The sequence below is a fragment of the Streptomyces sp. MMG1533 genome (assembly GCF_001279775.1).
Taxonomy (GTDB): Bacteria; Actinomycetota; Actinomycetes; order Streptomycetales; family Streptomycetaceae; genus Streptomyces.
On the sequence record NZ_LGDG01000283.1, the window covers coordinates 1 to 24,806 of the forward strand.

27 protein-coding genes, 1 tRNA gene and 2 pseudogenes are annotated in these 24,806 nt (G+C 71.9%); 11 read left to right on the forward strand and 19 right to left on the reverse strand.

The window, feature by feature from the left end; genetic code table 11:
• The first annotated feature begins 138 nt into the window (after nt 1-138).
• Entirely contained in the window at nt 139-834 is a 696-nt protein-coding gene (locus tag ADK57_RS44150; RefSeq protein ID WP_053755417.1) for a response regulator, read from the forward strand.
• 7 nt (nt 835-841) lie between these two features.
• Here ADK57_RS44150 and ADK57_RS44155 read toward each other — a convergent pair whose 3' ends face one another.
• Together ADK57_RS44155 and ADK57_RS44160 are read right to left on the reverse strand one after the other, a co-directional pair.
• Nucleotides 842-2,251: a cytochrome P450 gene (locus tag ADK57_RS44155; protein ID WP_053755418.1), complete on the reverse strand. Its 1,410-nt coding sequence runs from the start codon at nt 2,249-2,251 to the stop codon at nt 842-844.
• Nucleotides 2,252-2,421: 170 nt separating this feature from the next.
• Nucleotides 2,422-2,889: a potassium channel family protein gene (locus ADK57_RS44160; RefSeq protein WP_053755419.1), complete on the reverse strand. Its 468-nt coding sequence runs from the start codon at nt 2,887-2,889 to the stop codon at nt 2,422-2,424.
• A gap of 196 nt (nt 2,890-3,085) precedes the next feature.
• Here ADK57_RS44160 and ADK57_RS44165 point away from each other — a divergent pair, with 196 nt between their 5' ends.
• From ADK57_RS44165 to ADK57_RS52150, 7 genes and pseudogenes are all read left to right on the forward strand, one after another.
• Complete coding sequence (locus ADK57_RS44165; protein ID WP_053755420.1) at nt 3,086-3,919, forward strand: hypothetical protein; 834 nt, start codon at nt 3,086-3,088, stop codon at nt 3,917-3,919.
• Nucleotides 3,920-4,072: 153 nt separating this feature from the next.
• Nucleotides 4,073-4,885: an SAM-dependent methyltransferase gene (locus ADK57_RS44170; RefSeq protein WP_053755421.1), complete on the forward strand. Its 813-nt coding sequence runs from the start codon at nt 4,073-4,075 to the stop codon at nt 4,883-4,885.
• Nucleotides 4,886-4,924: 39 nt separating this feature from the next.
• Nucleotides 4,925-6,328 carry a glutamine synthetase family protein gene (locus tag ADK57_RS44175; protein ID WP_053755422.1) on the forward strand — a complete coding sequence of 468 codons (1,404 nt, stop codon included), beginning with the start codon at nt 4,925-4,927 and terminating at the stop codon, nt 6,326-6,328.
• Nucleotide 6,329: 1 nt separating this feature from the next.
• Nucleotides 6,330-7,511 (forward strand): amidohydrolase family protein, encoded by a 1,182-nt coding sequence (locus ADK57_RS44180; protein ID WP_053755423.1) that lies wholly within the window; start codon nt 6,330-6,332, stop codon nt 7,509-7,511.
• 42 nt (nt 7,512-7,553) lie between these two features.
• Nucleotides 7,554-8,081 (forward strand): NUDIX hydrolase family protein, encoded by a 528-nt coding sequence (locus ADK57_RS44185; protein WP_053755424.1) that lies wholly within the window; start codon nt 7,554-7,556, stop codon nt 8,079-8,081.
• A 23-nt stretch (nt 8,082-8,104) separates the two neighbouring features.
• A pseudogene (locus ADK57_RS52720) lies at nt 8,105-8,236 on the forward strand (FAD-dependent oxidoreductase); the annotation flags it as partial.
• A 154-nt stretch (nt 8,237-8,390) separates the two neighbouring features.
• On the forward strand, nt 8,391-8,522 hold the full coding sequence (locus ADK57_RS52150) for a hypothetical protein (RefSeq protein ID WP_267890806.1): 132 nt from the start codon (nt 8,391-8,393) through the stop codon (nt 8,520-8,522).
• Between the two features lie 42 nt (nt 8,523-8,564).
• On the opposite strand, the gene ADK57_RS44190 is transcribed toward ADK57_RS52150, so the two are convergent.
• The 4 genes from ADK57_RS44190 to ADK57_RS44205 form a co-directional block, all read right to left on the reverse strand.
• Entirely contained in the window at nt 8,565-8,897 is a 333-nt protein-coding gene (locus ADK57_RS44190; protein ID WP_053755425.1) for a DUF2218 domain-containing protein, read from the reverse strand.
• 128 nt (nt 8,898-9,025) lie between these two features.
• Nucleotides 9,026-9,337: a hypothetical protein gene (locus tag ADK57_RS52335; RefSeq protein WP_053755426.1), complete on the reverse strand. Its 312-nt coding sequence runs from the start codon at nt 9,335-9,337 to the stop codon at nt 9,026-9,028.
• A 233-nt stretch (nt 9,338-9,570) separates the two neighbouring features.
• The gene (locus ADK57_RS44200) at nt 9,571-11,400 is read right to left on the reverse strand and encodes an ABC transporter ATP-binding protein (RefSeq protein WP_078973674.1); all 1,830 of its coding nucleotides are present in this window, start codon (nt 11,398-11,400) and stop codon (nt 9,571-9,573) included.
• A gap of 308 nt (nt 11,401-11,708) precedes the next feature.
• Nucleotides 11,709-11,782 (reverse strand) — tRNA-Pro (locus ADK57_RS44205).
• 135 nt (nt 11,783-11,917) lie between these two features.
• Here ADK57_RS44205 and ADK57_RS44210 point away from each other — a divergent pair.
• Entirely contained in the window at nt 11,918-12,625 is a 708-nt protein-coding gene (locus ADK57_RS44210) for a hypothetical protein (RefSeq protein ID WP_053755428.1), read from the forward strand.
• 41 nt (nt 12,626-12,666) lie between these two features.
• On the forward strand, nt 12,667-13,587 hold the full coding sequence (locus ADK57_RS44215) for a transketolase family protein (RefSeq protein ID WP_053755429.1): 921 nt from the start codon (nt 12,667-12,669) through the stop codon (nt 13,585-13,587).
• Nucleotides 13,588-13,712: 125 nt separating this feature from the next.
• Here the strand turns inward: ADK57_RS44215 and ADK57_RS44220 are convergent, their stop codons facing one another.
• The 8 genes from ADK57_RS44220 to tdh form a co-directional block, all read right to left on the reverse strand.
• Nucleotides 13,713-15,053: an MFS transporter gene (locus ADK57_RS44220; RefSeq protein WP_078973675.1), complete on the reverse strand. Its 1,341-nt coding sequence runs from the start codon at nt 15,051-15,053 to the stop codon at nt 13,713-13,715.
• Between the two features lie 148 nt (nt 15,054-15,201).
• Nucleotides 15,202-15,561, reverse strand: coding sequence for an MmcQ/YjbR family DNA-binding protein (locus ADK57_RS44225; protein ID WP_053755431.1), 360 nt, complete (start codon nt 15,559-15,561; stop codon nt 15,202-15,204).
• 30 nt (nt 15,562-15,591) lie between these two features.
• Nucleotides 15,592-16,143 carry a GNAT family N-acetyltransferase gene (locus ADK57_RS44230; protein ID WP_053755432.1) on the reverse strand — a complete coding sequence of 184 codons (552 nt, stop codon included), beginning with the start codon at nt 16,141-16,143 and terminating at the stop codon, nt 15,592-15,594.
• Nucleotides 16,140-16,724 (reverse strand): helix-turn-helix domain-containing protein, encoded by a 585-nt coding sequence (locus ADK57_RS44235; protein WP_053755433.1) that lies wholly within the window; start codon nt 16,722-16,724, stop codon nt 16,140-16,142. The genes ADK57_RS44230 and ADK57_RS44235 overlap by 4 nt, the downstream gene beginning before the upstream one ends.
• Nucleotides 16,725-16,802: 78 nt before the next feature.
• Nucleotides 16,803-18,176 carry a B12-binding domain-containing radical SAM protein gene (locus ADK57_RS44240; protein ID WP_053755434.1) on the reverse strand — a complete coding sequence of 458 codons (1,374 nt, stop codon included), beginning with the start codon at nt 18,174-18,176 and terminating at the stop codon, nt 16,803-16,805.
• A gap of 36 nt (nt 18,177-18,212) precedes the next feature.
• Nucleotides 18,213-19,115 carry a LysR family transcriptional regulator gene (locus tag ADK57_RS44245; RefSeq protein WP_053755435.1) on the reverse strand — a complete coding sequence of 301 codons (903 nt, stop codon included), beginning with the start codon at nt 19,113-19,115 and terminating at the stop codon, nt 18,213-18,215.
• Nucleotides 19,116-19,161: 46 nt separating this feature from the next.
• Nucleotides 19,162-20,355: a glycine C-acetyltransferase gene (locus ADK57_RS44250; RefSeq protein WP_053755436.1), complete on the reverse strand. Its 1,194-nt coding sequence runs from the start codon at nt 20,353-20,355 to the stop codon at nt 19,162-19,164.
• Between the two features lie 27 nt (nt 20,356-20,382).
• Complete coding sequence (tdh, locus tag ADK57_RS44255) at nt 20,383-21,411, reverse strand: L-threonine 3-dehydrogenase (RefSeq protein WP_053755437.1); 1,029 nt, start codon at nt 21,409-21,411, stop codon at nt 20,383-20,385.
• A 519-nt stretch (nt 21,412-21,930) separates the two neighbouring features.
• On the opposite strand from tdh, the gene ADK57_RS44260 reads away from it, so the two are divergent.
• On the forward strand, nt 21,931-22,536 hold the full coding sequence (locus ADK57_RS44260) for a GOLPH3/VPS74 family protein (RefSeq protein ID WP_053755438.1): 606 nt from the start codon (nt 21,931-21,933) through the stop codon (nt 22,534-22,536).
• Nucleotides 22,537-22,585: 49 nt separating this feature from the next.
• On the opposite strand, the pseudogene ADK57_RS51870 reads toward ADK57_RS44260, so the two are convergent.
• From ADK57_RS51870 to ADK57_RS44280, 5 genes and pseudogenes are all read right to left on the reverse strand, one after another.
• Nucleotides 22,586-22,702 (reverse strand): annotated as a pseudogene (locus tag ADK57_RS51870) (TetR/AcrR family transcriptional regulator); the annotation flags it as partial.
• A 21-nt stretch (nt 22,703-22,723) separates the two neighbouring features.
• Nucleotides 22,724-23,299 (reverse strand): GAF domain-containing protein, encoded by a 576-nt coding sequence (locus ADK57_RS44265; RefSeq protein WP_053755439.1) that lies wholly within the window; start codon nt 23,297-23,299, stop codon nt 22,724-22,726.
• Between the two features lie 61 nt (nt 23,300-23,360).
• A complete protein-coding gene (locus ADK57_RS44270) occupies nt 23,361-23,960 on the reverse strand; it encodes a GTP-binding protein (RefSeq protein WP_053755440.1) in 600 nt (199 codons plus the stop codon).
• On the reverse strand, nt 23,938-24,309 hold the full coding sequence (locus tag ADK57_RS44275; protein ID WP_053755441.1) for a DUF742 domain-containing protein: 372 nt from the start codon (nt 24,307-24,309) through the stop codon (nt 23,938-23,940). The genes ADK57_RS44270 and ADK57_RS44275 overlap by 23 nt, the downstream gene beginning before the upstream one ends.
• Nucleotides 24,310-24,311: 2 nt before the next feature.
• A complete protein-coding gene (locus tag ADK57_RS44280) occupies nt 24,312-24,746 on the reverse strand; it encodes a roadblock/LC7 domain-containing protein (RefSeq protein WP_053755442.1) in 435 nt (144 codons plus the stop codon).
• Nucleotides 24,747-24,806 lie beyond the last annotated feature (60 nt).

Here is a 24,806-nt window from a genome sequence, read left to right on the forward strand (position 1 = left end):
CCCCATCCCGGCAAACGCCCGCCCCCCCGGGGGGTGCGGGCCGGCCCCGGCCCCGCCCCGGGCTGGGGGGTCCGGGGCAGCTCCGCCCGCCCCCGCCGGGGGCCCTCCCACCCACCCCCCTGAGGCATGATGCGAGCCATGACGAGCCCCACCCCGCCCGGCGCCCCCATCCGTGTCCTCATCGCCGACGACCAGGAGATGGTCCGTACCGGCTTCCGCTTCTTCCTGGACGCGCAGCCCGACATCACCGTGGTCGCCGTGGCCGCCGACGGCGAGGAGGCCGTCGCGCTGGCCCGCAAGGTGCGGCCCGACGTGTGCCTGCTGGACATCCGGATGCCGAAGCTGGACGGGCTGGAGGCCACCCGGATGCTGGCGGGGCCGGACGTCGCTGACCCGATGCGGGTGGTCGTGGTGACCACCTTCGACCTGGACGAGTACGTGTACGGGGCGCTGCGCGGCGGCGCGTGCGGGTTCCTGCTCAAGGACTCGGGGCCGACCCTCCTGGCGGAGGCGGTCCGCGCGGCCGCGGCCGGCGACTCCCTGGTCTCCCCCTCGGTCACCGTCCGCCTTCTCAGGCACGTCACCGAGACCCCGCCGCCGAGCGCCCCGACCCGCCCGGCGTCCCCGGCCGAACCCCTCACCGACCGCGAACTCGACGTGGTCCGCCTGGTCGCCCTCGGCCGCACCAACGCCGAGATCGCCACCGAGTTGTACGTGTCCCTCTCCACGGTCAAGACGCACCTGTCCAGCGTCCAGCTCAAGCTGGCGGCGCGGAACCGGGTGGAGATCGCGGCCTGGGCGTGGCAGAATGGGAAGGTTCAGACCGGGTCCTGACCGGGGCTCAGCCGTCCGAGCGGATGAGCCCCGTCAGGTAGCGCCACAGCGACGACCGGCGCTTGGCGGCCTGGTCCGGTACGTCCGCCGCGGGAGTCTCCGCCTCCTGGGGTGCCGGCACATACCGTGCCGCCGACGCGGCGAGCTCGTAGCGCACGGGCAGCGAGCGCAGTCCGCGCATGAACGGCGAGGAGCGCCAGGGCAGTTGGTCGACCGGGAGGGCGAGCTCCAGGTGCCCGAACCGTTCGAAGAGGCGGCTCACTCCCGCCGACGCGATCGTCGACGCCAGCTCGCGGGCGGGGCACTGGCGACGCCCCGCGCCCCATGACAGGTGCGCCCGGCTGCTGATGGTGGAGGAGCCCGGCGTCATCTGCCCGGCGAAGAGGGGGTCGGCGTGCGCGGCGGCCGAGGAGACCCATACGGGGTCGCCTGCGTGGATGGTGTAGTTCCCGAGCCGGGTGTCCTCGGCCGCGAACCGCGGCACGAAGTTGACCAGCGGCGGCTTGCGCATGACCACCCGGTTCATGGTCTCCCGGACCATCCCGGCGGACAGGGTGCTGCGCACTCCGCCCTCGCGATCTCCGGAGATCACCTCGACCACGGTGTTGGAGATGAGGATGCCGACGTGGTCGGAGGTCATGCCGAGCAGCATGAACAGCTCCCGGGCCAGCTCGTCGACCGAGAGGTCCGGGTGGGCGGCCAGCAGGTGGGAGGGGAAGTCGTCTCCCGGTTGCTCGAGCTTGGCGGCGGCGAGTTCCGTGAGCGTCTTCAGGAGCCGCTCCAGGGCGGGTTCCGCGTCCGGGCCCGCGTCCAGCACCCGCCACATGTCCATCAGGGCGTCGTCGCCCTGCGAGCCGGGAAAGCCGAGCAGATGGCTCGCCGCCATCAGCGGGAGCGGGCGGGAGAACTGCGCCGACAGGTCGGCCAGGCCCGTGCCGCCGCCCTGCCCGAGCAGGGTGATCAGCTCGTCGGCGTAGCGCGTGACGGCCGACTTCAGCCGCTTGGCCTGCGGATTCCGCGGGTCCTGGAACGGCCGGAGTGCGGCGTCCCAGGCGGTGCGCAGCGCGGGGTAGCCCGGACCGCCCTGGATCAGCACGTGGTTGACCTCGAGGGAGGGGCCGAGCGGCCAGTCGGCGGGCACCCGGCCCTCCGACCGGGCCCGCCAGTTCTCCAGGCCCTTCGGCCAGCCGGCGTCGTCCTGCAGCACCTCGAGCGACTCTCGGTAGCCCAGCACGAGCCAGGCGGGCACACCCAGCAGGTCGACCGGCGCGACCGGCCCATGGCGCTGTCGCAGCCGTTCGTAGACGAGCCCGGGACGCGTCTCGTAGTCCCGGGTCAGCAGGGGCTGCGGGTCCAGGGCTTCCAGCCGCACGCCGCCCGGCGTCGGCTCCCCTTCGTCGACCAGGTGGAACTCCATGATTCTGCCGCCCCCTTCGACACTGCCCGTAGCGACCTGCAGCCTGTGAGTGGCCGTGGATCTGGGAGACCGTACCTCAGAAATCACCGACGTCACACGGCGGGGTACTCGCCGGTAATGAGGAACGCCCTGTCCGGCAGCCCGGCGCCCGTCCCGGGAGGCCCCCGCGTTCAGCCCTGCTCCCCCTTCCCGGCCACCAGCCGCTCCAGCCGGTCGAAGCGCTCGTGCAGAGCCCGGGCGGTCTCCTCGCACAACTCGTGGGCGTCGTGGCCGAGATGACGGCGGCGCCGCTGTTCCCGGCCGACGAACCAGGTGGCCAGGGCCGCGGTGACCATGCCGTACGTGGTGATGCCGACGACCATCACCACCGAGCCGACGATCCGGCCCCCCAGGGTGACCGGGTAGAAGTCGCCGTACCCCACGGTGGTCGCCGTCTCGATCGACCACCACAGCGCCCTCGGGTACGTCGTCAGGTTCGCGCCTCTCGCCCCGTCCTCGGCGGCGACCACGGCCCACGATCCGGTGAGCATCACCAGCACGAGGACGAGCGTCGCCCCGCCGGCCGCCTTCAGATGGAGCGGGCGGCTCTCCCGGCCGAACAGCGCCTCGACCGCCTTGGCGACGAATCCGGGCAGCATGCCTGCTCCTTGGGTGGTCCGGGGGCCGTATGCGGACAGTGTCGTCGCGAGGGCTCCGGCGGGCATGCCGGGCGGGGCGTTCGAGTCGCCGGGCCTGGCGTCGTGGCACTCACCCGAACAGGCCCGTGCGCTGGTGGGCCGAGAGGGCCGATGGTGCGCTGAGGGCACGTACCACGTCCTCAGGAAGGCATCCGCGATGACCGCTCGTCCGTCCCGTCCTGTCCGGTTCCTCGCCTCGGCCCTGGCGGCGGGCGCGCTGCTGGCCACCGCGGCCTGCTCGGACGACGACGGAGGCGACGGCGGTTCGGCAGCCGCGGAGGTCGCCGCCTCGCCGTTGGCCGCGAAGTCGCCGACGGCATCGGCATCCGGACGGCTCACCGCGGCCGGGGCCCGGGCCGCGCTGGTCACCGAGGCCGACCTGGAGGACGACTGGGCGCAGGTCGCAAACGCCGCCTCCTGGCGCGACAGCCTCCTCATCGGCAAGGTCGACGTCGCGGACTTCCTGACCGCCGAGGTCGACGCGGCCGACGCCGCCGACTGCCAGAAACTGCTCGACGCCCTCTACGGCGACGACCTGCTGGGCAAGCCCTCCGGAGCGTCCGCGCTCAGAGGCTTCGAGGAGGGCGACTCCCGTCTCCTCCACCAGGTCGCCGCCTACGACAAGGCCGCCCTCGACGACTCCCTGGCCTGGCTGAAGACCCTGCCGACCGAGTGCGACCAGTTCACGGCGACCGACGACCAGGGCGGCAGACGCACCGTCCAGGTGACCGAGACCTCCGTGCCGAAGGTCGGCGACGCCCGGCAGGGGCTGCACGTGACCGTGCAGGGCACGGCCGCCTCCGCGCCCGCCACGCTCACCCTGGACGTCGCCGCCGTACGGGTCGGCACCGACGCGATCACCGTCACGGCCGGCGGTCTCGGCGGGGGCGAGGACGACTCGGTGGAGCGGGCGGTCGAGCAGGGCACCCAGCGACTGAAGGACGTACAGGCAGGCCGGACCCCGGCCGCGGACCCCGGCGAGATCGACTGACCCGGTTCCTCCCGGCCTTGAGAAACGCCCTTCCGAAACGCCCTTCCGAACTGCCCTTCCCCACCGCCGTTCCGCTCGGCCGTTTCCGGGACAAGCTGATCATCGGGCGGCACAATGGCGACGAAGGACACAGGCGCGAGAAGGAGCGGTCACGTGAGCGAGAGCCACACCACGTCAGGCGGGTCGTCCAGGCTCAACACCGGTGTGGCGCACAACGCGCGTGTGTGGAACTACTGGATCGGCGGCAAGGACAACTACGAGGTCGACCAGCAGGTCGGCGAGCACGTCGCCAAGATGTTCCCGATCATCCGGGAGATCGCCCGCGCCGACCGCTGGTTCCTGGGCCGGGCGGTCCGGTTCCTCGCCGCCGAGCAGGGAGTCCGCCAGTTCCTGGACATCGGCACCGGACTGCCGACGGTGGAGAACACCCACGAGATCGCCCAGCGGATCGCACCCGAGTCGCGGATCGTGTACGTGGACAACGACCCCATCGTGCTGGTGCACGCCCGCACCCTGCTCACCAGCACCTCCGGGGGTGTCACCGACTACATCGACGCCGATGTGCGCGACCCGGACACCATCCTCGAACGGGCCGCGCAGACCCTCGACTTCGGCAAGCCGGTCGCGGTGATGATGCTGGGCATCCTCAACTTCGTCCTCGACGCCGAGGAGGCGCGGGACATCGCGCGCCGCGTCATGGCCGCGATGCCCTCCGGCAGTTACCTCGCCCTGACCCACCCCACCTTCGACGCCGACCTCGGCGGCGAGGGCCAGATCCCGGCCATGAAGTTCTGGAACGAGAACGCCACACCGCCGATCTGCGCCCGCAGCCGTGCGGACATCGCCGCCTTCTTCGAGGGTCTCGAGCTGCTGGAGCCGGGGCTGGTGTCGTGTTCGCAGTGGCGTGCCGAGCCCGACTCCCCCCTCGTGGTACCGCAGTTCGGCGGGGTGGCTGTGAAACCCTGACGCAGGCGCCGATCCGGCCGAGCCCGTCAAGGAGGACGTATGACCACCCTTGCCGACCCCGTCCCCGGCGGGCGTCCCGGAGAGGCCGAACGCGCCGCCGCGCTCGCCGACGAGCTGGCCGAGCGGGGCGTGCACGGCATCGTCCTCTCCTACGTCGACACCGCGGGCGTCACCCGGGTCAAGACCGTCCCGACGACGCGGCTCACGGCGGCGGTGACCTGGGGCGTCGGCATGTCGCCGGTCTTCGACACCTTCCTCGCCGACGACTCGATCGTCGCCACCGACGTGCTCGGCTCACCGGACGGCGATCTACGGCTGTATCCCGACCTGGACCAACTGGTGGCGCTGGTCGGGCAGCCCGGCTGGGCGTGGGCGCCGGTCGACCGGATCACGCAGGAGGGCGAGCCGCATCCGGCGTGCGGGCGCACTGTCCTGCGCCGCATCGTCCGGGAGGCCGCCGAGCTGCACGGTATCGCCTTCAAGGCCGGCATCGAGGTGGAGTGGGCCGTCGGTCAAGGGCCGTCGGCCGACGGGGACTTCGTGCCCGCGACGACGGGACCGGCGTACAGCGCCACCCGGCAGGTGGAGCTCAGCGACTACACGGCAGACCTGCTGGCGGCGTTCGCGGCACAGGGAGTCGAGGTCGAGCAGCTCCATCCGGAGTACGCGGCCGGGCAGTTCGAGGTCTCGGTGGGCGCGCTCGACCCGGTGGCGGCGGCCGACCGCAGCGTGCTGGTCCGGCAGACGATCCGCGCGGTGGCGGGGCGCCACGGCCTCGTCGTCTCCTTCGCCCCGGCGGTCTTCGCCGAGGGCGTCGGCAACGGCGGCCACCTCCACCTCTCCGCCTGGCACGACGGCGTGAACCTGCATTCCGGGGGCGGCGGCAGATACGGCATGACGGCCGAGGCCGAGTCCTTCGCGGCCGGAGTACTGGCCCATCTCCCCGCTCTCACCGCCGTGACCGCGCCGAGCCCGGCGAGCTATCTGCGGCTCAAACCGTCCCAGTGGGCCGGGGTGTTCACCGCCTGGGGCCGGGAGACGCGCGAGGCGGCGGTACGGGTGATCACCGGGACGGCGGGCGTCCGCGACCGGGCCGCGAACCTGGAGGTGAAGCCGGTAGACCTGGCCGCCAACCCGTATCTCGCGCTCGCCTCCCTGATCGCCGCCGGTCTGGACGGTCTGACCTCGTCCGCGCCGCTGCCCGAGGAGATCACCGGGGATCCGGCCCGGCTCGGCGCCGAGAAGGCGGCGGCCCTGGGCGTACGCCGGCTGCCGACCTCGCTGTCCGAGGCCGTCGAGGCGTTCCGGGCCGACGAGTTGCTGCGGACCGCGCTGGGCCCCGTCCTCGCCGACGCGGTGGTCGCCGTACGCCTCGGGGAGGTCGCGGCCGCCGCCGGGCTGGACGACGAGGGCGTGGCGGCGGCGTACCGCTGGAAGTACTGACATGGGCGCGGGGCCCGTGCACGAGACGCTCGCCGCTCTGCGGCTGGTGGACCACCACTGCCACGGGGTCGTCACCGCCGACCTCGACCGGCCCGGCTTCGAGTCGCTGCTCACCGAGGGCGAGGCGTGGCCCGGGATCTCGCCGTTCGACAGCCCGGTCGGCGTGGCCGTCCGCCGCCACTGCGCTCCCCTCCTGGACCTGCCGCGCCACGCGCCGGCCGAGGAGTACCTGGCGCGGCGGACCGAGCTCGGCGCGCGTGAGGTGAACCGCCGGTTCCTCGCCGCCGCGGGCACCGAGGTGTTCTGCGTCGACACCGGGTTCACCCCGGACCGCCTCACCGCGCCGCGGGAGCTGGCCGAGGCCGCGGGGGGCAGGGCGTACGAGGTCGTGCGGCTGGAGGCCGTCGCCGAAGCAGTGGCGGCGCACGGCGTGGAGCCGGACGAGTACGCGGAAACGTTCCGTGCGGCCGCGCTGGAGGCCGTGTCGCGGCGGGGTGTGGTGGCGGTGAAGTCGGTCGCCGCCTATCGCACCGGCTTCGACCTGGACCCGGCGAGGCCCTCGGACGCGAACGTCACCGAGGCGGCCCGGCGCTGGCTCGCCGGCGGCGGCCGACTGGCCGATCCGGTTCTCGTACGGCAGCTGTTGTGGACCGCCGTGGACCTGGGGCTGCCCCTGCAGCTGCACACCGGCTTCGGCGACTCGGACATCCGTCTGCACCGGGTGGACCCCGCCCACCTGACGGACTGGCTGCACCTGACCGCCGGCACGATCCCGGTGCTCCTGCTGCACTGCTGGCCCTACCAGCGCCAGGCGGCCTACCTGGCGGCAGTATTCGAACAGGTGTACCTCGATGTGGGACTCACCCTGCACCATGTCGGTCCCGCCCGGGCCGGGGCGGTCCTGGCGGAGGCGACGGAGATCACGCCGTTCCGCAAACTGCTGTACAGCTCCGACGCGTACGGTGTGGCCGAGTTCTACCACCTCGGCGCGCTGACCTTCCGGCAGGCCCTGGCCGGCCTGCTCCAGGAGCGGGTGGACGCCGACGAGCTGAGCCTGCCGGACGCGCTGCGCATCGCGGCATGGGCCGGCGGCGACAATGCCCGCCGCCTCTACGGAATCCCCCCGACCGACACCGATCACCGCCTCCCCGATCCCCACCTGCCCGGCCCAGACCGCGACTGAGCGTTGGCCATTCCCGGAAAGTATGATCAAGCAATGTCTGACATGACCGATACCACGCCCGGCTGGCTGAGTTCCGACGAGCTCGAGATGGCGCGCGCCCGCATGCCGATCCTGTACGTCGAGGCCGTGCCCGTGCGCGTCGACGACAGCGGCGAAGTCACCAGTGTCGGCCTGCTGCTGCGCATCGGGTCCGACGGAACGGTCAGCCGGACCCTGGTCTCCGGCCGCGTCCTGCACCACGAACGGGTCCGCGACGCCCTGCTGCGCCATCTGGAGAAGGACCTCGGCCCGATGGCGCTGCCCCGGATCCCCTCCTCCCTGCAGCCTTTCACCGTGGCGGAGTACTTCCCCACGCACGGCGTCACGCCGTACCACGACCCCCGCCAGCACGCGGTCTCGCTCGCCTACGTCGTCCCGGTGACCGGCGACTGCCGCCCCCGCCAGGACGCCCTCGACCTGGTCTGGTTCAGCCCGCAGGACGCCCTGTCGCCCGCGGTGCAGAGCGAGATGCCGGGCGGGCACGGGGTGCTGCTCAAGCAGGCGCTGGCGCACGTGGGCTGCTCGGTCTGAGCGGTCCGACGCCTGGGTCGGTCGTGGTCGCCGGTGCGGGGACCGTGGGTTCGTCGATCGCGTACCACCTGGCCGGCCGCGGGGCCGCCGTCACCCCTCTCGACCGGGGGCCCGCCCCCGCCACGGGCGTGACCGGCGGATCCTTCGCACGGGTCGGGGCCCACGGCGGGGACTGGCCGGGCGGCGCGCGGGACCTGCTCGCGGCGTTCCGGGGCGCCGACGACTGCCGGGGGCTGGACTGCCGAGTCAGCGGGCGGCTGATGCCGGCGAACGGGGCCCCTGCTGGGCCGTGTCACGCCGGACCGGTCGGTGTACGTGGCCGTCCTGCACTCGGCCTTGACCCTGGCACCCACCGTCGGACAACTGGTCGCGGAGGAACTCGTCACCGGGGAACCGGCAGCCGGACTGCGCCGGTGCCGGATCGTGCGGGGCGCGGACTGACCAAGGAGACCGGGGTCTCCGGGGTCGCCGGGGTCCCCCGCGTCACTCCGCGTCTTCGGCCTTGCGCTGGCTCGTGCCGGGCTCGCCCGTGTCGCGTCGCCACTCGACGACCAGCTCGTCCTTGGTGCCGAAGCGGACCAGGTGACGGCCGACGACGTCTTCGAGGAGGTCGAGGTGTTCGGCCTCCGACTCCACGGAGAGCAAGAGGGCCCCGTCGACGGCGGTGAGTGAGCCGGTGCCGTTCTGGAAGAGCAGTCGGCCCTCGCCGGTCTCCTCGTCCCAGCTGGTCTCGCTGCGGCGGCCGAGGTGGGAGGCGAGTTGCTTGGCGTAGCGGTGCGGTCGGTCGGTGGCGACGCGGGCTTCGGAACGGGGCATGGCGTACTCCGGGGGTCGCGGTGTGCGGTGAACGTCTCGATGGTGCCGGAGCGGCGCGCGGAACACGCACCTTCCCACGCGTCACACGCCGCAAAGTATGGATGCCTCCCGTGTCACGCACACTACGATCAAGGCATGCCCGGCCCAAGGAAGTTGGCCTTGGGAGACCGCACGGTGACGCGGGGTGCGCGTTCCTGCTGTCGGTGGCTCGCTGTGCGGCGGCGGAGCAGCACCCGGCGTTCGCCGAGCCCGGTGCCGTGACAGCCGCACCGTACGAGGGCGTCTTCGTCCACGAAGGCGAGCGGCGACCACGGCAACTCCGTCTCCTTCGTGACGGTGCCGAGCCTGCCGTACCTGCTCGACCGCCCGGTGCCCCAACTGGCCGCGGCCGTCGACCGCGACACGGCGACGAAGGTGGGCCGGCCGGCGTCCTGAGCCACACGGTCCTACGTGCCCTTCAGCGCGAGCGGCAGCGAGCTGATGCCACTGAGGAAGTTGGAGCAGCCCGGCCGCGCGGGGCCCGTCCGCTCCGGTCGCGGAGGCCCGCGAGTACGGCACCGATCTCGCCGCGGGCATCTTCCACGGCCTCGATCTGCCGCTCGGGCGCGCACACGCTCTGAAGTGCGGGGCGAGGTTGTCGGCAGGCGCGGAACCGCACCTGCCGGGCTCGCGTTCAGTGCAGGTCGACCCGCGCGGGGCTGTCGTCGACGGAACTGTCGTCGAGGAAGCCGCCCGACTGGTGCTGCCAGAGTTTCGCGTAGGCGCCGTCCGAAGCCAGCAGCTCCTGGTGCGTGCCCTGCTCGATGATCCGTCCGCGGTCGAGGACGACGAGTCGGTCCATGGTGGCGACCGTGCTCAGCCGGTGCGCCACCACGAGTGCCGTCCGCCTCTCCATGAGCCGCCACAGCGCCTCCTGGACGAGGATCTCGCTCTCGGAGTCCAGGGCGCTGGTCGCCTCGTCGAGCAGCAGGATCGGCGCGTCGCGCAGGATCGCCCTGGCGAGAGCGACCCGCTGCCGCTGGCCGCCGGACAGCTTGACACCGCGCTCGCCCACCATGGTGTCGAAGCCGTCCGGCAGCGCGTCGGCGAACTCCGTGACGTGTGCCGCCTCGGCCGCGCGACGGATCTCGGCCTCGGTGGCGTCCGGCCGGGCGAACGCGATGTTGTCCCGCAGCGTGCGGTGGAACATCGCCGGATCCTGCGGCACGTAGGCGATCAGGCCGCGCAGGTCGGCCTGGCGCATCCTGCTGATGTCCCGGCCCCCGATCAGGATCCGGCCGGCGTCGATGTCCGTCATCCGCAGCAGCAGCCGGCTGAGCGTGGTCTTGCCCCCGCCGGACCGGCCGACGAGACCGATCCTCGCCCCGCTGGGCACAGCCAGGTCGAGGCCGTCGAAGAGCGTTTCCGCGCCCGCGTGGGCGAAGGTCACCTGCTCGAAACGGACGTCGGCAGCCCCCGCCGGCAGCGGCTCCGGCGACACCGGGTCGAGGACGGTCGGCCGTGTCAGCAGCAGTTCGGTGAACTGCGCGGCCTCCGTCATGGAGCTCTCCAGGCGGCGGTAGATCTGGTTGAACTCGAACATGATCCGCGTCGCGTTGGTGTAGTACGTGAAGGCGACCACGACCGCCTCCACACCGAGCCTGCCCCCGCCGAGCGCGACCGCGAGCAGCAGGCCCAGCGCGTTGGTGAGGACGGACATCGGCGCGATCAGAGTGTCGATGCGCAGGTTGCCGTAGTCCCACGACCTCAGCGAGAGCCGCCGCGACTCCGCGACGCGGGACCGGTGCTCGGCGGCCTCGCGTTCCTCCGCGGCGAAGGCCCGGACCGTGTCCATGTTCATCAGACTGTCGGCGACATGACCCGACACCCGGGCGATCGCCGCCTCGCGCTGGTCGACGAGTGCCTGGCGGCGACGGATCAGGGGCGTCACACACAGCGCCGTCAGTGCGATCATCGTCAGGAGCCCCACCACGAGCAGCGGTTCGTAGCGCCACAGCACCACCGACCCGAACACCAGCGGTACGAAGCTGCCCACGACCGAGAACGTCAACGTGTCGACGAACTGCTCGAATCGGGAGGCGAAGCTCAGGACCCGCTTGGTCAGCGACCCGGCGAAGTTGTCGTGGAAGAACGCGGCGTCCTTGGCGAACAGCTCGTCCATGCCGATCACGTACAGATGCTCGATACCGAGGGCGTCGAGGCGGTTCAGGCAGTGGATGCCGACACGCCACAGCGCCTCCGCGAGCAGCAGGACGCCGGCGAAGCCGAGGACGTAGGGCAGCGTCGAGCCGATGGTGACACCGGTGTCGCCGGCGATGTGTCCGACGAGCTTCGCGACGACCAGCGGTGCGATGTAGTTGATGCCGATGTTGCCCAGCGCCGACAGCAGCATCGCCGGCACCGTCAGCCACCGGAGCCGGGCCAGCTCCCGTCCGTAGTAACGAAGTGCGAGGAGCACGGAGCCCCTGCGCGGCGGAACCTCGCGCGATTCAGGCGATCCCATCCCCACCCCGTGTTGTCGTGCGCCGACCCGCCACGCGCGGGGCGCGACGAAGGAGCCCCCGCGCAGCTCGCATCGCCGTCGACACCGACGTGCGAGTACGGGGAGGCCAGGAATCGCAGTGTCCCGCGACGACGGCCGGGGAATCCAGGCGTTTTCTCAGCCGAGGACAGGCCGCACACAGGTGCGATTCCTGCGGGACGGGCGTGGGGTTCCGGACGTCACGTGCGACCTGTCCCTGCACTTCGCCGGACGGGGCACAAACGCATTCAGCGGGTCTGCCACTGTCGGCAGACCCGCTGAAAACACCGTCGGGACGACAGGATTTGAACCTGCGACCCCTTGACCCCCAGTCAAGTGCGCTACCAAGCTGCGCCACGTCCCGGTGCCGTCTGACCTGGAGTTTCCCCCGGCCCAACATGCATGGAAACAATACCGCACTCGGGTCCGTGGTCGCGCACCCGTTTATCCGGGGACGGCCCTTGACCTCAAGCATGCTTGAGGTTGCAAGATCGTCCGCATGACGCTGACCGAGGAACGCGGTCGTACGTACGGGTACGGCGACCTGCCCCGGCTCATGGGGCTGATGACGGGCGACGAGAAGCACGGACCGGCGGCGACGTCCACGCTGGACGCGCTGTGGGTCCTCTACGACCGGGTGCTGCGGATCGGGCCCGAGCGGCCGGACGATCCGGGGCGGGACCGGTTCCTGCTGTCCAAGGGGCACGGGCCGATGGCGTACTACGCCGTGCTGGCCGCCAAGGGCTTCGTGCCCGTGGACTGGCTGCCGGGCTTCGGTTCGTACGACTCGCCGCTCGGCCACCATCCCGACCGTGTGCTCGTGCCGGGGGCCGAGATCGGCAGCGGGTCGCTGGGGCACGGGCTGCCGATCGCCGTGGGCACCGCGCTGGGACTGCGCGCCCAGGGGCTCGACGCGCCTCGGGTGTGGGTGCTGGTCGGGGACGCCGAGCTGGACGAGGGCAGCAACCACGAGGCGATCGCCTTCGCCGGGCCGGCCGGGCTGGAGCGGCTGCACACCGTCGTGATCGACAACTCCTCCGCCAGTCACGCCCTGCCCGGCGGGATCGCCGCCCGCTTCGAGGCCGCCGGCTGGTCCGCCGTCACGGTCGACGGCCGTGACCACGGCGCGCTGTACGCCGCCTTCACCGCCCCGCACCCGGGCCGACCGCACGTGGTCGTGGCCCGGGTCGAGCCCAAGTCCGCCTGAACGTCCGCCGCCCTGACACCTCCGGAAAGGCCCGAACCTCCATGGACACCATGCGTGACCGTCTCGCCCCCGTCGTCTCACGCCTGCTCGACGAGGATCCGCGGGTCGCGGTCCTCCTCGCCGAGATCGGCAGGGACGGCTTCGCCGAGGCGGCGCACCGCCACCCCGACCGGGTCGTCAACGTCGGCATCCGCGAGCAGCTCCTCGTCGGGGCGGCCGCGGGGATGGCGCTGACCGGGCTGCGGCCCGTCGTGCACACCTTCGCGAGCTTCCTCGTCGAGCGGCCCTTCGAGCAGGTCAAGCTGGACCTCGGCCATCAGGACGTGGGCGCTGTGCTGGTGAGCGCCGCCGCGTCCTTCGACTGGCCCGCGGGAGGGTACACCCACATGGCCCCCGGGGACGTGGCCCTGCTCGACACCCTCGACGGCTGGACCGTGCATGTGCCGGGGCATCCGGACGAGGCCGAGACCCTCCTGCGGCACGCCGTCGCCGCGGGCGACGACAAGGTGTACGTACGGCTGTCCGTGCAGGCCAACCGGGACGCGCTCCCGGTCGACGGCGAGCGCTTCCGCACCGTCCGCGAGGGCGGCTCGGGCGTGGTCGTCGCCATCGGGCCCGTGCTGGACGCGGTGCTGGCCGCCGTGGCGGGCCTGGACGTGACGGTGCTGTACGCGACGACCGTACGGCCCTTCGACGCGGCCGCCCTGCGTCGGGCCACGGAGACGGCCGGGGCCGACGTCGTGCTCGTCGAGCCGTACCTGGCGGGTACGTCCACCGCGGCGGCGAACGACGCCCTCGCCGACGTACCCCATCGGGTGCTGGGCCTCGGCGTGGGCCGCCGCGAACTGCGACGTTACGGCCGCGTCGAGGAACACGCCGCCGCGCACGGCCTCGAGGCACGGTCCCTGCGCGAGCGGATCGGCGGGTTCGTGGCGGGCGGGGTGGTGGCAGGGCGCTCGTGAGGTGGGGAGGCGTGCGGGTCCGGCTCCTCAGGCGGAGCGCACGCGGGGCGAGGAGGCGTGCGGGCCCGGCTCTCAGGCGGAGCGCACGCGGGGCGAGGAGGCGTGCGGGCCCGGCTCTCAGGCGGTCAGCCGTTCTCCGCCCCGGCCGTGCGTGCACGTGGCGCCGCCGCCGGACCCGAGCCTGCGACGGGTGCGTCGACGCGCACCAGGTCGCGTATCGCGGGCACGGCGAGCAGGGCACCCGCGACGACGAAGCTCATCACTCCGGCGACCAGAAGCACCTGGTCGGCGCCGAGGAGTCCGGCCGCCGGGCCGGCGAGGGCCTGGCCGACCGGCATCATCGCGAGGGAGCCGGCCACGTCGTACGCGTGGATGCGGTTGAGGACGTCGGGCGGGACCTGCGTCTGCACGCTGGTCGCCCACATGACGCCCCAGAACGACATCCCGGCCCCGGCGACGGCGGCTCCGACGGCCATGGCCGGAATACCGAGCCCGGCCCCGACCGTCGCCGGGAAGCCGACGAAGCCGAGCAGGGAGAGCGCGCCGGCGCGCAGCATACGGCGGGGGCGCAGGCGCAGGGCGAGGAACCCGCCGACGACGGTCCCGGCGCCCAGGGCTGAGTTGATCAGGCCGTAGGCGCCCGGGCCGTGCTCCTGCACGACCTTCGTGGCCACCAGCGGGACCGTCGGGCCCCACACGGCGATCATGTAGAGGCACCAGACGGCGATGACGGCCCACAGCCACGTGCGCGATCTGAACTCCCGCCAGCCTTCGACGAGATCGGCCCGGAAGGCGCTGCCGCCGTGTCCTGTCGGGTGGCTGCCCGGGGTGAGCGGCGGCAGGCGCAGCAGCAGGAGGCACAGGGCACTCACCGCGTAGGTGGCCGCGTGGGCCACGAAGACGCCGCCGGGCGAGGCGAGCCCGACCAGCACGCCCGCGGCGGCGGGGCCGGCCAGTTGGGCGACGGACTCGGCGATGCGTATGGCGCCGTTCGCGCCCTGGACGTCGGAGGCGAGCCGGGGGACGGTGCTGGCGACGCCGGGCTGGAAGACGGCGCCCGCGACGCCGTTGGCGAAGCCGATCGCACAGATCTCCCAGAGCACCACGTGTCCGGAGTAGAAGAGCGCGGCGGCCAGGGCCTGGGTACCGAGCCGCACCAGGTCGGCGCCGATCATCAGTCTGCGGGTGCTGAAGCGGTCGGCGATGACCCCGCCGAAGACGACGAGCCCGGCGAAGGCGGCGGCCGTCGAGGCCATGGCGAGGCCCACGGCACCTGCCCCGTACCCGTGCTGGAGCAGGCCCGCGGCCAGGGCCACGGGCAGGATGGTGTCGCCGAGCCGGGCGACGGCCCGGGCGGTGAAGAACAGCACGAAGTCCCGCGACCAGAACGACCGCGAAGCCTTGTCCGACGCCGTGCCCGTCCCCGTCACCCCTGCCGCCCCGTCACCCCTGCCGCCCCCCGTCATGCCTCAGCGCACCCTTCGACCAGCCCCACCGGCCCCACCAGCACCCCACATGTCCCAAGCGTCCGTGGTAGCCGAAGCCCCCTCCGCCCCGGCTCCCACGTCCGCCTCGGATCATGGCACGCGGCACTGACAACGCCCGAAGGCTTTTTCACTCGCCGGTCGGCAAGCCCAACTCGGGGTGGGCGTCGAGCAGTCGGGGCGGTGCCGCCTGGCGCCAGGAGTCGGCGAGGATGTCACGCACCTCGTCCTCGTCCTCCAGCGCGGCGAGGCGGGCCCTCACCCAGGCGAACATCGCCTCGTGGTCGGCGATCCAGAACTTCTCCGGTTCGGCCAGCACCAGTTCGTCGCGCTCCTCCTTGGGGCAGCGCACGGCGAGGGAGGTCTCGTCCTCGGGCAGCGTGGCGAACATCTTCCCCGCCACCCGGAACGTGGGCATGCTCCAGGCGATCTTCTCCGTCGTGTCCGGCAGGGACAGGGCGATTCGGCGTACGTCTTCGGCGTCCGGCATGACAGGCACCGTAGTGGTTCCCACTGACAATCACCTGGTGGGAGCCCCGGCCCCGCTTCCTGCGCGCACGCCCACGTGCTTGTAGTAGAGCGTGGTCGGCCGCAGCACCCCGGCCGGGTCCGCCGCGTAGTCGGGGATCATCCCGGCCCGCGCCCAGCCGGCAGCGGTGTAGAGGCGCTCGGCGGGGCTGTCGGTCTCCGTGTCCAGGTGCAGGAGGGTGACGCCCGCCTCGACGGCCGCCTCCTCGGCGGTCGCCAGCAGCCTGCGGCCGAGGCCCCGCCCTCGGGCGTCCTGGTGCACCATCAGCTTGACCAGCTCGGCGCGGTGGCGGCTGTTGGGTTTGTCGGGGAAGGCCAGGCTGACGGTGCCGAGCGTCCGGCCGTCGTACCGGGCGATCCACACGGCGAGCTGTCCGGCGGCCACACCCGCGGCCCGTTCCTTCCACCAGGCGAGGGCCGTCGCCCGGTCGAGCGGCGCCAGGAAGCCCACCGAGGCGCCACCGTCCACGGTGTCGATCAGCAGGTCGGCCAACGCGTCGACACGGTCGAGCACTTGAGTCCCGTCCAGTCGGTTCACGATCACGGCAGCACCACCGCCAGCACGTACCGCACCTGCTCGGGGCCCGCGCACCGGAACCGCGTAGGCCCCCACACCCGCAGCCGCAGACAGTCCCCGGCGTCGAGATGGTGATCGACGTCCTGTGCCGTCACGCCGAGCGCCCCTTCGAGGACCCAGACATGCTGCTCCAGGCCGGGCACGGGCGGCCGGTCGTACGCGATGTCGGCGCCCGGGGCGAGCCGCCCCTCGACGAGTTCACCGCGCAGCCCGGAGTGCGGCGGGGACACGGACCGTCGGACGAACCCGGAGGCACGGTCCTCCCACACCTGCTGGTCGGCGGCCCTGACCAGCAGCGCCGGCTCCGCCTCGACCTCGCTGAGGAGCTGGGACATGGTGCGCCCGTAGACACTGCACAGCTGGTTCAGGAGCGAGGCGGTGGGGCTGATCTCCGCCCGCTCGGCCCGGGACAGGGTCGACTTGCTCACCCCGCTGCGCTCCGCCAACTCCCCCAGCGACCAGCCGCGTTCGGCCCTCAGCTCGGCCAGACGGGCACCGAGCCGGGTGTCGACGGGGTCCGGCCCGCCCTCCACGACATGCTGTTTCATATCCGGGACCATATCCCGTATATGAAACACCACCCTATGGCTCCCGTCACCCCCGTCCCGTCACTCCCGTCGCTCCCGTCACTCCCGGCCCCCGAACGCCGCCAGCGTCCGTTCCAGCGCGGGCAGTGCCCGCACCACCCGCTTCGACCGGATCAGCAGGTCCCAGGCGGGCTCGAACTTCTTCCAGCCGCCGGAGTAGGCGAGGTGCCGCAGCCGCTCGTGCGGTCCCGGCTGGGCCGCGGACCCCCGCCAGATGTTGGACCAGCGGTAGAAGTCGCGGTACGCCCGCCAGTAGCCGTCCTCCAGCTGACGAGGTGTCATCCTCCTGGGCTCGTAGACGACATGACGGGTGTCGTAGAGGTCCCAGTCGCGGTGCACGATGCGGTTCTCGGACTCCAGCTGCTTCCACAGTCCGGTCGACGGATACGGCGTCATGATGTGGAACGTCGCCGTCTCGATGCCCTGCCCGACGGCCCACTCCACGGTGCGGTCGAAGACGTCGGGACCGTCCTGGTCGAGCCCGAAGACGAAGCTGGCGTTGACCATGACCCCCGCGTCGTGCAGGCGCCGCACCGCCGCCGCGTAGTCGGTGCCGATGTTCTGGTTCTTGCGGCGCTCGGCGAGGTTCGCGTCGTTGACGGTCTCGAAACCCACGAAGAGACTGCGCAGCCCCGCCTCCACCGCACGTTCCAACAGGTCAGGTTTCAGTACGGAGTTGACCGTGCCGGCCGCCTGCCACAGCCGGCCCATCCCCTTCATCCCCTCGAACAGGGCTTCGGCGAAGCGTCTGTTGCCGAGCAGGTGGTCGTCGAGGAAGTAGAGGTGGCGGCCGGGCAGGCGGTCGATCTCGGCGAGGGCGTCGTCGACGGCCTGGGTGTAGAAGGACTTGCCGCCCTCGAAGAAGGCGTCCTTGTAGCAGAAGTCGCAGTGGTGCGGGCAGCCGCGCGACACCACGATCGAATTGGGGACGAGATAGAGGTGACGCTTGATCAGGTCCCGTCGTATGGGCGGCAGTCCGGCCAGAGTGCGCAGCGTCGAGTCGTAGCGGCGGGCGGGCACGCCGTCGCGGAAGTCCTTCAGGAACAGCGGCCAGACGTCCTCACCGGGGCCGGTGAAGATCGTGTCGGCGTGGGCGGCCGCCTCGTCGGGAAGGGAGGTGACGTGCAGGCCACCCATCGCGACATGGACGCCCCGGGCGCGGAAGTGGTCGGCTATCTCGTAACTGCGGCGGGCCGAGGTGATGTACGGCTGGACTACCAGCAGATCGGGGGTGTCGAGGGCTTCGAGGTCGAGGCGCTCCACGTGTTCGTCATAGAGCGTGACCTCGTCGTCGGGGTCCAGGTAGCCGGCCAGGGTGGCGAGGCCGAGCGGCGGGAACAGCGAGTACTTGATGGGCCTGAACAGCGGGCTCGTCGCCTCGGTCAGGGCCGGAAGGATCATCGTCACACGCATGACAGTCCAGACTGCGTGCGTCCGGTGGCCGGTTCCCTACCCCCGTGCGGCTTCTCCGAGCGCGTCGAGGACCGGCCGGATCAGCGGGTGCTCCTCGGCTCCCCGGCGTACGGCCGCGAAGACCCGGCGGGTGGGCGCGACACCGTCGACGGGCCGTACGACCACACCGGCGAGGTCCATGCCGATCAGCGCCGAGCGCGGCACGAGCGCCACGCCCGCATCGGCTGAGGCCAGCGCCACGACCGCCCGGAAGTCGTCCGAGGAGTGTTCGAGGCGAGGCTGGAAACCGGCGCTCTCACAGGCGAGGACGACCACGTCGTGGCAGGGGTTGCCCGGATAGGGGCCGATCCACGGATCCTTGGCCAGATCGGCGAGGGGAACCTCGGCGGCGTCGGCGAGGCGGTGGGTGACGGGGACGACCGCGTCGAAGGGCTCGGCGTAGAGCGGTACGTGGGTCAGCCGGGGGTCGTCGGCGGACGGCGCCCCGCGGTACTCGACGGCCACGGCGACGTCGACCTGCCGGTCGAGCACCATCGGCAGGCTGGCATCCCCCTCGGCGTCCTGGACGCGGATGCGGATACCGGGCGCCGACTCGGCGAGGCGGGCCACGGCGGGCGCCACGACCAGGGCGATGCCGGTCGCGAAGGAGGCGACGGTGACGGTGCCGGCGGCGCCCGAGCCGTACGCGGCGAGCTCGGCCTCTGCCCGCTCCAGCTGGGCGAGGACCACATTGGTGTGGCTGAGCAGGATCTCGCCGGCCGGGGTCAGCCGTACGCCCTTGGCCCCGCGCTCGACCAGCCGGTGCCCGGTCTCCTGCTCCAGGGCGGTCAGCTGCTGCGAGACCGCCGAGGGCGTGAGGTACAGCGCGGCGGCAGCCGCGGTCACCGTGCGGTGGTCGGCCACCGCACGGAGGATGTGGAGCCGCCGCGCTTCGATCATGCTAACGATTATCGCAATATGTCCGGCCGGTCCGTACCAGTCGCCGTCAGCCCTCGAGCTCCGCGCGCGACGCCACGAACGCGTCGACCGCCCGGTTCACGTCCCCCGTCGAGTGCGCGGCGGACAGCTGCACGCGGATGCGGGCCTGCCCCTGCGGCACCACCGGGTACGAGAAGCCGATCACGTACACGCCACGCTCCAGGAGCAGCTCCGCCAGGCGTGCCGCCTTCGCCGCGTCGCCGATCATCACGGGCGCGATGGCGTGGTCGCCGGGCAGGACGTCGAAGCCCTCCTCGGTCATCCGGCGGCGGAACAGGGCGGTGTTCTCGGCCAGCCGGATCCTCAGGTCGTCCGCCGACTCCAGCAGGTCGAGCACCTTGAGCGAGGCCGCAGCGATCACCGGGGCGAGGGTGTTGGAGAAGAGGTACGGCCGGGAGCGCTGGCGCAGCAGGGCGACGATCTCGGCGCGGGCGGCGACGTAACCGCCGGAGGCGCCGCCGAGCGCCTTGCCGAGGGTGCCGGTGATGATGTCGACGCGGTCCATGACGCCGTGCAGCTCGGGGGTGCCACGGCCGCCGGGGCCGACGAAACCGACCGCGTGGGAGTCGTCGACCATGACCATGGCGTCATGGCGGTCGGCGAGGTCGCAGATCTCGCGCAGGGGGGCCACGTAGCCGTCCATGGAGAAGACGCCGTCGGTGACGATCAGCTTGCGCCGGGCTCCCGCGGCCTCCTTCAACTGCCGCTCCAGATCGGCGAGATCACGGTTGGCGTAGCGGAAGCGGCGGGCCTTGGAGAGCCGGATGCCGTCGATGATGGAGGCGTGGTTCAACGCGTCCGAGATCACCGCGTCCTCGGGGCCCAGCAGCGTTTCGAACACACCGCCGTTGGCGTCGAAGCAGGAGGAGTACAGGATCGTGTCCTCCTGGCCGAGGAAGGCCGCGAGCCGCGCCTCCAACTCCTTGTGCACCTCCTGCGTGCCGCAGATGAAGCGCACGGACGCCATGCCGTAGCCCCAGCGCTCCAGGGCCTCGTGGGCGGCGGCGATCACCTCGGGGTGGTCGGCGAGACCGAGGTAGTTGTTGGCGCAGAAGTTGAGCACCTCGCCGGGACGGCCGCCCGCGGTGACGTTCACCGTCGCGGACTGCGGGCTGCCGATCACCCGCTCGGGCTTGTGCAGGCCGGCGGCGCGGATCTCGTCGAGGGTGGCGCGGAGGTCGTCGCGCACGGAGTCGAACATCAGGAAGCTCCTAGAAGTGCAGATGACTTACGCGGTCCAGTCGAGGACGACCTTGCCGCCGCGGCCGCTCGCCGCGTCGGCGAACGCCGCCTCGAAGTCTCGGAAGCCGTACCGGCCGGTGATCACGGGAGCGAGGTCGAGGCCGCCCTCCAGGAGCACCGACATCGCGTACCAGGTCTCGAACATCTCACGGCCGTAGATGCCCTTGATCGTGATCATGGAGGTGACGATCCGGGCCCAGTCGACCGGGAACTCCTCGGCCGCCAGGCCGAGCATCGCGATCCGGCCGCCGTGCGTCATGTTGGCGATCATGTCCCGCATGGCCTCGGGACGGCCGGACATCTCCAGGCCGATGTCGAAGCCCTCGCGCAGGCCGAGTTCCCGCTGCCCGTCGGCGATGGTCGACTCGGCGACATTGAGCGCGAGACTCACGCCGATCTTGCGCGCGAGCTCCAGCCGCTCCTCGCTGACGTCGGTGATCACGACGTTCCGCGCCCCGGCGTGCCGGGCCACGGCGGCTGCCATCAGGCCGATCGGCCCGGCGCCTGTGATCAGGACGTCCTCGCCGACCAGCGGAAAGGACAGCGCGGTGTGCACGGCGTTGCCGAACGGGTCGAAGATCGCGGCGACATCGAGGTCGACGGGGACGCGGTGTACCCACACATTGGCGGCGGGCAGCGCGACGTACTCGGCGAACGCCCCGTCACGGCCGACGCCCAGCCCGACCGTGGCCCGGCACAGGTGCCGCCGCCCGGCGAGGCAGTTGCGGCACCTGCCGCACACCAGGTGGCCCTCGCCGCTGACCCGGTCGCCCACCTTGATGTCGGTGACGTCACGGCCGGTCCCGACGACCTCGCCGACGAACTCGTGCCCGAGCACGAGCGGGGTACGGACCGCCTGCCGCGCCCAGCCGTCCCAGGACCGGATGTGCAGGTCTGTGCCGCAGATCCCGGTGCGCAGCACCTTGATCAGCACGTCGCCGGGTCCGACTGCGGGCTCGGGCACGTCCGCGAGCCACAGCCCCGGCTCCGCCTTCTCCTTGACCAGCGCCTTCAACGCTACGGCTCCTGTGCGTGGGTCCCCGGGGCCGGGCATGCCGAGCAGGCCCGTTCCGGGGACAGGGGTGGAATCGCGTTGCAATCTGCCGTACGGCGGCGCCCGGGTCCATCGAGGATTTCTTAAGCGGCGCCACAGCTCCGCTTCACGCCCGGGTACGACACCACGCGGGCTCACCGACTCCGTTGCCCCGAACCCGGCCGCCACCGCCATCCGCGCGGCCACCGGCGAGGAGTCGGTACGCCCGCCCTCCCGCACGAACGGCACGCCCCGCACGGACTGCACGGACGGCACGGACTGCACGAACTGCACGAACTGCACGAACTCGTCGACGATCAGCGGATCCGCACCGCGCGGCCGCTGCCCTGGCCGCCTCCGGCACCGGGCACTCCGTGTCGGCGAAGTTCTCCGGCCGGCCCGCTTCGCCTATGACCGTCTGGTTGCGCCGGTAGTCGGGGGGAAAAGGGGCACTGCCGTGCGACACTCGCCCCGAAGTCGGCCGACTCACAGGGAGCCAACATGACCACAGCACGGGACCTGTTGATCGTCACCATGGACCCGGGCACCGGCCGTCCCGTGGAACAGGGCGACCTGTCGCTCGCGCTGGCAGGCGCCGAACTCATCGATCTCGTCGAGGCGAGCGCAGTCGACCTGGACGGCGACCGCATCGTGCCCGGCCCCCAACCGGCAACAGGCGACCGGCTGTTGGACGAGGCCGCGTCGTCGCTGGTCCGGGCGGAACCGTACGAGTCGGCCGAGGACTGGCTGTGGCGGCGGGGCCGTGGGCTGTTCTCGGCCTATCTCGCCGCGTTGGAGACGGAGGGACTGATCACCCGGGAACGCGGTCGCCGGTTTCCCGTCCGGACCGGCCGGAAGGCACTGGCCGACTCCCCGGACCGGCGTCGCGCCGAGGAGCGCCAGGCGTCGGACGAGCCCGTCCTCGCCGCTCTGACGACCGCTCTCGGAATCCGCGACGAGCCCGTCGACGGCCTTCCGGAGCTCACCGACGACGCCGTCGTGACCGTGCTCGCCACGGTCGGCAACGCGGTGACGGAACTGGAGGCCGTACGGCAGCGGCGGACCATCGAGGACGCGGCTTTCGACAACGTCTGGCGAGGCATGTGAGCAACGTCCGGCGAGGCCGGTGACTCACTCGGCGTGCGACGGGGGCGCCGCCGAGCAGGGCCAGGCGGTTCTCCCACAGGGGATTCAGCCGCCCGGCGTGGTTGCAGAGCCTGGCGAACATCACCTGACCCCCGAGCTGGGCCACGACGGACCGCGCCGCCTCGCGGCGGACCTGGCGGCACGGCGCTCACAGCGGGAACCAGTCGGTCTCCCGCCGCTCCAGCCGCGCCACCAGGTCCGCCGCCGTCGACTTGATGGCCTCCAGACCGGCCTTTCCCCAGGCCCGCGGCTCGATGTCGGCGACGCACACGGTGCCCAGCACCATCCCCGTGGTGTCGAGGAGCGGAGCACCGAGGTAGGAGCGGATGCCGAACTCGTCGACGACCGGATTGCCCGCGAACCGCGGATAGTCGCGGACGTCCTCCAGCACCAACGCCTTTCGCCGGACGACCACATGGGGGCAGAACCCGTGGTCGCGCTCCATACAGCGGCCGATCTCCGGCTTGGCCTCCTCAGTGGTCGTGAGGGGTCTGACGTCCGGAACGCGCAGGCCCGCGAAGAACTGCCGGTGCTCGTCGATGAAGTTGACCATGGCGTACGGCGCTCCCGTGTGCCTCGCGAGATGGTCCGCGAAAGCGTCGAGCGCGGGCTCCGGATGCTCTCCCAGCCCCAGTCGGCGCAGCCGCCGCACACGCGCGGGCGCCTCCTTGTCCTCGGGGGTGAGCAGCAGTCGACCGGCCGGGCGGGGCAGGTCGTAGCTCATGGGCGGTCTCCGTCGCTGTGGGCGTACGTCATATGCGGCTCCGATGCGAGGTGTGCGGGGGTCACATGTGGGCGCCGTGGCTCGGCGCGGTGGCCGGGCTGTGCGCGATGAGGTGCCGTACGAGGGTGAGCAGGGTCTGGATACCAGAGCTGGAGATCCTGGCGTCGCAGCGGACCACGGGGATCTGCGGATCGAGGTCGATGGCGGCGCGGACCTCCTCGGGGTCGTAGCGGTACGAGCCGTCGAACTCGTTGATCGCGACGATGAATCCGAGGCCGCGCTGCTCGAAGAAGTCGACGGCGGCGAAGCACTCCTCCAGGCGCCGGGTGTCGGCGAGGATGACCGCACCGAGCGCGCCCTCGGACAGTTCGTCCCACATGAACCAGAACCGCTCCTGACCGGGCGTGCCGAACAGGTACAGGACGTGTTCCGGGTCGAGGGTGATGCGGCCGAAGTCCATGGCCACCGTCGTCTCGACCTTGTTCTCGATGCCGTCGAGGCTGTCGGTCGCGGCGCTGACCGTGGTGAGCAGTTCCTCCGTGCTCAGGGGGGCGATCTCACTGACCGCGCCCACGAAGGTCGTCTTGCCTACTCCGAACCCTCCCGCAACCAGGATCTTGAGTGCGGTGGGGAAGGGGTCAGAGCTGTCGTCGTAGTCCATCGAGCACTGCCTCCAGAAGGGCCCGGTCTGTCGGGTTGTGGGTGAACTCGGGGGGTTTGGTAGTCAGCGCCCCGCAGTCGACGAGGTCCGACAGCAGCACCTTGGTGACCACCGCCGGCAGCTTCAGGTGGGCGGCGACCTCGGCGACCGAGACGGGCGCACGGCACATGTCGAGTACTTGTGCGTGTTCGGGTCCGAGGTAGCCGAGGGGGGTGGCTCCGGTGGCCATCACGTGCGACAGCAGGTCGAGCGCGATGGTGGGCCGGGTACGACCGTTGCTGACGGTGAAAGGGCGCACCAGCCGTCCGGCCGCGTCGTCGAGCCAGGGCCCGTCGCCGGCCGCCGTCACGCTCAAGGCCTCATCGCCGACGGTCCGACGGCGTGCTGCCGGGGTGCGGTCACCAGGTAGGGCCGGACGCTCTTGACCAGCATCGCCATCTCGTAGCCGAGCACCGCCGCGTCGGCCTCGCGGCCGGCGAGCACGGCGAGACAGGTGCCGGATCCCGCGGTGGTCACGAACAGCAGGGTCGCGTCGAGTTCGACGACGACCTGGCGGACCTCACCGCCGTCGCCGAAGCGGACGCCGGCGCTGCGGCCGAGGGAGTAGAGGCCGGAGGCCAGGGCGGCCATGTGATCGGCGCTGTCGGGGTCGAGGCCGTGGACCGACTTCACGAGCCCGTCGCAGGAGAGGAGGACCGCACTGGTGGTGTGCGGTACGCGCTGCACGAGGCCGCTCATCAGCCAGTCGAGATCGGATACATGGCCGGTCGGCGCTTCGCTCGCCATGGTGGATCGACTCCTTGAGGTACGAAGGTCTGCGGGAGCGCTGGGGGGTGGGGTGGAGAC